General features: G+C 41.0%; 7 protein-coding genes and 1 riboswitch. All 7 genes read left to right on the plus strand.

All coding sequences use genetic code 11. From position 1 onward, the window contains the following. Window positions 1–207 precede the first annotated feature (207 nt). Window positions 208–361, plus strand: a riboswitch (SAM riboswitch). A 78-nt stretch (window positions 362–439) separates the two neighbouring features. Next, entirely contained in the window at window positions 440–1630 is a 1191-nt protein-coding gene (mtnK, locus tag V7164_RS03010; RefSeq protein ID WP_335347545.1) for an S-methyl-5-thioribose kinase, read from the plus strand. Further along, a complete protein-coding gene (mtnA, locus tag V7164_RS03015; protein WP_335347546.1) occupies window positions 1627–2685 on the plus strand; it encodes an S-methyl-5-thioribose-1-phosphate isomerase in 1059 nt (352 codons plus the stop codon). Before mtnK ends, mtnA begins: the two co-directional genes overlap by 4 nt. Further along, a complete protein-coding gene (locus V7164_RS03020; protein ID WP_335347547.1) occupies window positions 2685–3782 on the plus strand; it encodes a sugar ABC transporter substrate-binding protein in 1098 nt (365 codons plus the stop codon). Before mtnA ends, V7164_RS03020 begins: the two co-directional genes overlap by 1 nt. A gap of 163 nt (window positions 3783–3945) precedes the next feature. Further along, window positions 3946–5484, plus strand: coding sequence for a sugar ABC transporter ATP-binding protein (locus tag V7164_RS03025; protein WP_335353368.1), 1539 nt, complete (start codon window positions 3946–3948; stop codon window positions 5482–5484). Continuing rightward, complete coding sequence (locus tag V7164_RS03030; RefSeq protein WP_335353369.1) at window positions 5453–6442, plus strand: ABC transporter permease; 990 nt, start codon at window positions 5453–5455, stop codon at window positions 6440–6442. Before V7164_RS03025 ends, V7164_RS03030 begins: the two co-directional genes overlap by 32 nt. 132 nt (window positions 6443–6574) lie before the next feature. Beyond that, window positions 6575–7417 carry a YitT family protein gene (locus V7164_RS03035; RefSeq protein WP_335353370.1) on the plus strand — a complete coding sequence of 281 codons (843 nt, stop codon included), beginning with the start codon at window positions 6575–6577 and terminating at the stop codon, window positions 7415–7417. 111 nt (window positions 7418–7528) lie between these two features. After that, window positions 7529–7721 (plus strand): hypothetical protein (locus V7164_RS03040; protein WP_335353371.1); only part of this gene is annotated, 193 nt, incomplete at its 3' end.

Here is a 7721-nt window from a genome sequence, read left to right on the forward strand (position 1 = left end):
CCCATCGACAGGTGAAAATGTAGCTAAAGGTAGTTATGAAGGCCCTATAATACCCTTAACCAAGAAAAAACAACGCAAACGGTCGCTATGAAAATTAATCCGGGGTAATGCAAGATAATAAAATAAATTTAGAAAAAGGTGGTTGACATTTTCCAGAAACGCATGCTAACATTCATTTCAAGCAAACTAACGTGAATATGTTAAATACTCTTATCATGAGCAGGCAGAGGGATTTGGCCCGATGAAGCCCAGCAACCGACCGTAATACCGTTGTGAAACGGGGCGCTACTTTAGCGCCGGGATTTTCCCGCAAGGCACGGTGCTAATTCCAACGGAAAGGAAACTTTCTGAGAGATAAGAGGCAGAGAATTTGTATTCGTAAGCCTCTTTCGTGATGAGAAAGAGGCTTTTTATATTTTCATAGATAGGGTGAGAAAAGATGACAATTTTACAAAAGAAACAGTATGAGCCGTTGACTGATGAGACAGCGGTGAAGCTTGCGAAAGAGCTAAATCTATTTTCTGAAGGTTCAGTATTGAACTGTCGCGAAATTGGAGATGGCAATCTGAATTATGTATTCCATATAACTGACTCAATAAATGAAAAAGGCGTTATTATCAAGCAAGCGCTCCCTTATGCAAAGGTAGTGGGGGAAAGCTGGCCGCTCACATTAAAGCGGGCAACGATCGAAACGAATGCGCTGAAAAAGCATGGTGAGTTTGTTCCTCAGCTTGTGCCAGAGGTTTACCATGCTGATGAAGACCTAGCTATTACGGTTATGGAAGATTTATCGCATTTAACGATTGCTCGTGAGGGACTTATTAAAGGGGAATCTTATCCAAAGCTATCAAGCGATATTGGCGAATATTTAGCCAGAACGCTATTTTCAACATCGGACTTTGCCTTGCATCCATTTGAGAAAAAACGTTTAGCAGTTGAATTTTCAAATCCTGAGCTTTGTAAAATTACAGAAGATCTGATTTTTACTGATCCTTTCTTCGACCATGATACAAATGATTTTGAACCAGAATTGCGTGCAGATGTAGAAGCCATTTGGAATAATAGCCTTTTGAAGCTTGAAGCGGCCAAGTTAAAGCTAAGCTTTTTAACTGAAGCAGAAGCATTATTGCATGGTGATCTACATACTGGCAGTATTTTTGCAAGCAGCACAGAAACGAAAGTAATTGATCCTGAATTTGCTTTTTATGGCCCGATTGGATTTGATGTTGGTTTATTTATCGGAAATCTATTTCTTCATGGGATTTCAAGAGAGGAAGCGAATCGATCTGTTATTTTTGAACATATCGAGAATACCTGGACCGTTTTTTGCTCAGTATTTACTGAATTATGGGAAGAGTCAAACCTGGAAGTTTATACAAAGGTCGAAGGCTATAGAGAATACATTTTACAGAAAATCTTTTCTGACACACTCGGCTTTGCTGGCTGTGAGTTAATTAGAAGGACGATTGGTCTTGCACATGTAAAGGATTTAGACGGTATTGAGGATCATGAGAAAAGAATTGCAGCTAAGAGACGGGCACTTGCATTAGGCGAAACATTAATCTTAAATCGCCACGTGTTAAATTCAATAAAAGAAGCTATTTCACTGTTAGGAGAGAGGAAGGCATGAAGGTTCCAACATCAATTGAATGGAAAGATGGACATCTGATTATTCTTGATCAGCAAAAGCTCCCTCATCAAATTGAGTATCTTCAGCTTGATACGATTGAGGAAGTATTCGATGCTATTGTCACTTTAAAGGTCCGTGGAGCGCCTGCAATTGGGATAACTGCTGCATATGGACTTGCGATCGCGGCTCAGCAATATGAAACGAAACAATTAAAGGAATTCCACGAACATCTTCAAAAGGATTTTCGTTATCTAGCAGGTTCACGACCAACAGCAGTCAATTTATTCTGGGCGCTTGAAAGAATTGTAGCAGTGGCTGAGGAAGCGAAAAGCGTCAATGAAGCAAAAACGACTATTCTTGAAGAAGCAATTAAGATTCATGTAGAAGATGAAGAAACGTGCAGACAAATTGGCGAGCATGCCCTGTCATTGTTAAATAGCTTTACGAATGTGATGACAATATGCAATGCAGGGTCCATTGCAACGGCAAAATACGGGACAGCACTTGCGCCTTTCCATCTTGGCGTTGAACGAGAAAAACAGTTTCATGTATATGCATGTGAAACGCGTCCAGTATTCCAAGGCTCAAGGCTAACCGTTTGGGAGCTGCAGCAATCAGGTGTCGATGTCACTTTGATCACGGACAGCATGGCGGCCCATACGATTCACTCAAAGGGAATTGAAGCGATTATTGTCGGGGCTGACCGGATTGCTGCTAATGGAGACACAGCGAATAAAATCGGTACCCTGGGCTTGGCGATTTTAGCTAAACATTTCAATATCCCATTTTATGTAGCAGCTCCAGCTTCAACCTTTGATCTTTCAATTTCGAGTGGAATGGAGATTCCAATTGAAGAGCGAAAAGCTGAGGAAATTACCCATATTGGCGGCATCCCAGTAGCGCCACTTAATACAAATGTTTTTAATCCGGCGTTTGACGTCACTCCTGCGGAATATATTACGGCCATCATTACGGAAAAAGGGATTATCTATCCAAACTTCAATGAAAATATCAAAAGCCTTTTAGGTGAGCTAGTTAGAGAGGGAGAAAAATAATGAAAAAACAACTATCGATATTACTTTTAGCTATTTTACTAGTTTCGGCATTTTTAGTAGGATGTCAGCCAAAAAGCAATACGGCTACTTCCGATCAAAAAGAATCGGATGCACCAAAAAATGCAGAGAAATCAGACCATCCGCTTGCTAATAAAAAAATTGCATTAGTGATGCAGCAAAACTTAGGGACATTTTCAGCTCAATATATTGAAGGTGTAAAAGAGCAGGTAGAAAAATTCGGCGGAACGGTAAATGTTTTTACATCTGAAGGGGACTTAGCAAAAATGGCTTCTAACCTGGATGCAGCCATTAACCAAGGCTTTGACGGGATATTAATCGATCACGGAACAAAAGAAGCTTTAAATAACGGAGTTGAAAAAGCAGTAGAAAAGGGGATTCCGGTCATTGCATTTGATGCTGGTGTTGAGGTTGAAGGAGTTCCTGTGTTAGAGCAAGGCGATCAGAAAATGGCCGAAATGACGTTGAATAAACTAGGCGAAGATGCAAATGGTGAAGCTAATATCGTAAAAATTTGGGTAGCTGGCTTTGCACCAATGGAAAGAAGACAAGTAGCTTATGAAGCATTTTTGAAAAACAACCCTGGCATTAAAGAAATTGCTGCATTTGGAGCAGCTACAGCTAATACAGCATTAGATACACAGGCACAAATGGAAGCAATTTTGAAGCAATATCCGAAGGAAGGACAAATAACAGCTGTCTGGGCAGCTTGGGATGAGTTTGCTAAAGGTGCTGTTCGTGCCATTGAGCAAGCTGGAAGAACGGACATTAAAGTTTACAGCATCGACATGAGTGATGAAGACCTACAGATGATTCAAAAGGAAAATAGCCCATGGGTTGCTTCTGCAGCAGTTGATCCAAAGGATATCGGACGCATCCAAGTGCGATATTTATACCAAAAAATCAATGGCGAAAATCCGGAGCAAAAAATTGTCCTTAACCCAGTATTTGTAGACAAAGCCAAACTTCCTGATCAACAAGTCACTACAAACGAGCTTAGCGAATACATCGAAGGCTGGGGAGCGAGTGAACAAGGCTATAACGATGCATTAAAGGAATTAGAGGGACAGCTTAAATAAGCAAAGAAAGAGATTGAACGGGAAACCAACTGTTGAATAGTTTCCCGTTTTTCTGGGGAAACACGAGAAAAATAGAATGAAAGTCTAGGAAGTTTCCCGTTTTTCCCGAAAAGGCGAGAAAAGTGGAAACAACGAATGTCCAGTTTAGAAAGGAGGTATTTTCATGGCGGATACGCTGCTTGCGATGGGGAAAATACAAAAACAATTTGGGAAAGTATCGGCACTGAATGATGCTTCTTTTCAGCTTAAAAAGGGAGAAATCCATGCACTGCTTGGTGCGAATGGCGCCGGGAAAAGTACGCTCATGAAAATTCTGTCCGGCGTGTATGAGCATGACGGCGGAGAAATTCTCCTTGATGGAAAGGAGATTCGGTTCCAGTCACCTAAAGCAGCAAAGGAACAGGGAGTATATTGTGTTTACCAAGAGGTCGATACAGCCATTGTACCTGAACTTTCTGTTGCTGAAAATATTATGCTTGATACATTTGCCTCTCAAAAAGCTCTCTTCATTTCTAAAAAAAAGATCAACGAAAGAGCAAAAGAGGCATTAAAACAGCTCCAGTCCGAGCATATTTCCGTACAAAAGCAAGCCCTAGAGCTAACGCTTGCTGAAAAACAGATTGTTTTAATTGCACGGGCATTAGTTCACTCGGCAAAAATTATTATTTTCGATGAGCCGACTGCCCCACTATCTGTTCATGAATCGAAGATGCTGTTTTCCGTGATGGAAAAATTAAAAAATCAAGGTGTAGGCTGTGTGTTTATTTCACACCGGCTTCCGGAAGTATTTGAAATTTGTGACAGAGTAACTGTGATGCGAGAAGGGAAAACAGTGAGTACTTCAGAAACGACCTTGACTACCCAGGATCAGGTTGTTGAGGATATGCTCGGTGACGCTTTTACTAGTGAACTTGGAAAGCATCAAAAGCACATCGGTTCAACATTACTAGAAGTATCGGAATTAACCGATGGCCATAAGCTTCATCATATTTCTTTCTCGGTTGCTGAAGGAGAAATTGTTGGAGTTGTTGGTTTAGTTGGTGCTGGTAAGACAGAGCTTGCGAAGACTTTATTCGGGGTGACTCCGGCTAAGCAGGGGAAGATTTCGCTTAACAAGAAAGAGGTAAAAATTCACCATCCTTCCGATGCCATTAAAGCGGGTATTGCCCTTGTTCCAGAAGAACGACGGAAAGAAGGTCTGTTCGTTCATGAATCTCTAAGAATCAATTCCACCTTTCCGAATCTACGGAAATTTACGCGGGGCTTTTTTATGCATAAGCCATCAGAAACAGCCTTTGCAGACCAAATCATCGCCAGTCTCCAAATAAAAACAAATAATACCGAAACCCCGCTTGTACATTTAAGCGGCGGGAATCAGCAGAAGGTGGCGATAGGAAAGTGGACTTCGCTGGATTCCAGCATTTATTTGTTCGATGAGCCAACGAAGGGTGTCGATATTGGAGCAAAGGTTGATATTTTTAAACTCATTCGGCAAATCTCGGAAAAGCAAAAAGGGGTTATCTATTTCTCTAGTGAAATTCATGAAATCCTTGGAATATCAGATCGAATTCTTGTCATGTACGATGGCAAAATCGTGAAGGAGTTTTCCCGTAGCGAAGCCACACAAGAGAAGATTTTGCTGTATGCAAGCGGCGGAAAGGAAGAGCAGCATGAAAGAGAAAAGCATTCAGTTTCTATTTAAATACGGTGCTATTGCCCTAATGATATTTATTATCCTTTACTTTAGCTTGATTAGCGATGCATTTTTCACATATGGGAATTTTGCCGACATCCTGCGCTCAATTTCCATCGTTACGGTACTGGCTTTAGGAGTAACATTCACTTTAGTCGTTAACGGTTTTGACTTGTCAGTTGGATCAACGATGTCATTGGCAACCGTTGTTACAGCCTCATTAATGGTCTGGTATGATATGCCGCTCTGGCTTGTGCTGATTTTGCCCATCCTTGTAGGTGTTCTTGTTGGGGTTTTCAATACGTTATTAATTGTCGTCATTGGGATTCCTGATTTGCTTGCTACATTAAGCACGATGTATATTGTTGCGGGGCTTCACCGAACGTATACGGAGGGCTATTCGATTTATAATCATATGCCGTTAACCTCAGGAGGAACAGCGATTGGTGAATTTTCAAGTGCCTTCCTATGGATCGGACAAGGGAAAATGCTCGGACTTCCGGTTCCTGTGTGGATTATGCTGTTGTTAGTGATTGTTACTTTTCTAGTGTTAAATCATACGAGATGGGGCCGAATTTTATATATGACTGGGGGCAATGCGGAAGCAGCCACTTTATCCGGTGTAAATGTTAAGAAGGTAAAGTTTGCTTCCTATGTCGTCTCTGGCATTTTTGCTTCAATCGCAGGGATATTATTTACAGCGCGTGTGGGATCTGGGCAAATTGATGCCGGCGCACCACTTTTAATGGAGGCAGTTGCCGCCGTATTTGTTGGTTATTCCGTGCTTGGTGCTGGTAAACCAAATGCAATCGGGACATTTTTTGGAGCAGCCGTTATTGGAATTTTGCTAAACGGACTGACCATTTTGAATCTCCCTTATTATGCTTTTGATATTGTAAAAGGTTCTGTATTAGTGTTGGCGTTGGCTGTCACTTATATGCACGCGAAAAATAAATTCTCTCATTAAAGGGTGCCTGAGCTTCGGTGCGTTGGAATTGACGCATATGGGGTCAGGCATTTTTTTCCTCTTAATAGGTTGAAAAGTACATTCTATCAAAGTATAATGGGATGATTCTACAGGTACAAGGATGGTACATATATGAAAAAAAGGATTGTAGATATTGTCTATATTTTTATTGGAGCTTTTCTATTTGCAATAGGGGTTAATGTATTTATTATCCCGAATGAGCTAGGCGAGGGAGGGGTAACTGGGATTACCATTATTGCTTACTACCTCTGGCAATGGTCGCCAGGTCTCGTTAACTTTGTTCTAAATTCAATTTTGTTAATGGTTGGATATAAATTTTTGAGTAAAATGACAACGATTTATACGATTATTGCGGTTGTATTAAATTCACTATTTTTGCATTTGACAGAAGGCTGGACGATTGATTCCAATGAAATTGTCGTCTCCACTATTTTTGGAGCTGTAATTATTGGTGTAGGGATTGGGTTAATCATTCGCGTAGGCGGGACAACAGCCGGATCTACCATCTTAGCAAGAATTACCCAGAAATATCTAGGCTGGAATTTAGCCTATGGCTTATTATTTTTTGATTTAATTGTTGCGTTTTCTTCCTATTTTATCATTGGTGCTGAGAAGCTGATGCTGACGATTTTAATGCTGTATATTGCAACAAAGGTAATGGAATTCGTTATTGAGGGGATTAACACGAAAAAAGCGGTAACAATCATTTCAACAGAGCCTGATCAAATTGCGCAGAAGGTGAATGAGGAGATGCATAGAGGTGTGACTGTCTTTTCCGGAAGCGGCTATTACACAAAAGCGCAAAAGGATATCCTCTATATAGTCATAAGCAGCCAGGAAATTGTGAAGCTGAAGAAAATTGTGAAAGAAGCAGACTCCCATGCATTTATTGCCATTCATGATGTCCGAGACGTGTTTGGATTAGGCTTTGGGGAGATTTCAAAAGCGGATTAATACAAGAAGAAAGTTGAAAAGGATGTTTGAAATGGGGCCTAGTTCCCCTTTCAAACATCCTTATTTTGTGGCTTACTGTCATTTGGTGTGATGAATAGGTTCATCCAGCTAGTGAAGATTTATTGGACAGGTTCCCGGGTTTTTGCCAAAACCTGTCCGAAAACCCAAGCTTATTGGACAGGTTCCCGGGTATCGGCAAAAAGCTGTCCACCAAACCAAGCTTATTGGACAGGTTTCCGAGTTACGGCAAAAAGCTGTCCACCAAACCAAGTTTATTGGACAGGTTTTCGAGTTACGGCAAAAA

The sequence above is a fragment of the Bacillus sp. JJ1474 genome (genome assembly GCF_036965225.1).
GTDB lineage: Bacteria > Bacillota > Bacilli > Bacillales > Cytobacillaceae > Cytobacillus.

Coding starts and splice junctions, on each gene's coding strand:
- V7164_RS03030 (WP_335353369.1), top strand. CDS start 5,453: ATGAAAGAGAAAAGCATTCAGTTTCTATTTAAATACGGTGCTATTGCC.
- mtnA (WP_335347546.1), top strand. CDS start 1,627: ATGAAGGTTCCAACATCAATTGAATGGAAAGATGGACATCTGATTATT.
- mtnK (WP_335347545.1), top strand. CDS start 440: ATGACAATTTTACAAAAGAAACAGTATGAGCCGTTGACTGATGAGACA.
- V7164_RS03025 (WP_335353368.1), top strand. CDS start 3,946: ATGGCGGATACGCTGCTTGCGATGGGGAAAATACAAAAACAATTTGGG.
- V7164_RS03035 (WP_335353370.1), top strand. CDS start 6,575: ATGAAAAAAAGGATTGTAGATATTGTCTATATTTTTATTGGAGCTTTT.
- V7164_RS03020 (WP_335347547.1), top strand. CDS start 2,685: ATGAAAAAACAACTATCGATATTACTTTTAGCTATTTTACTAGTTTCG.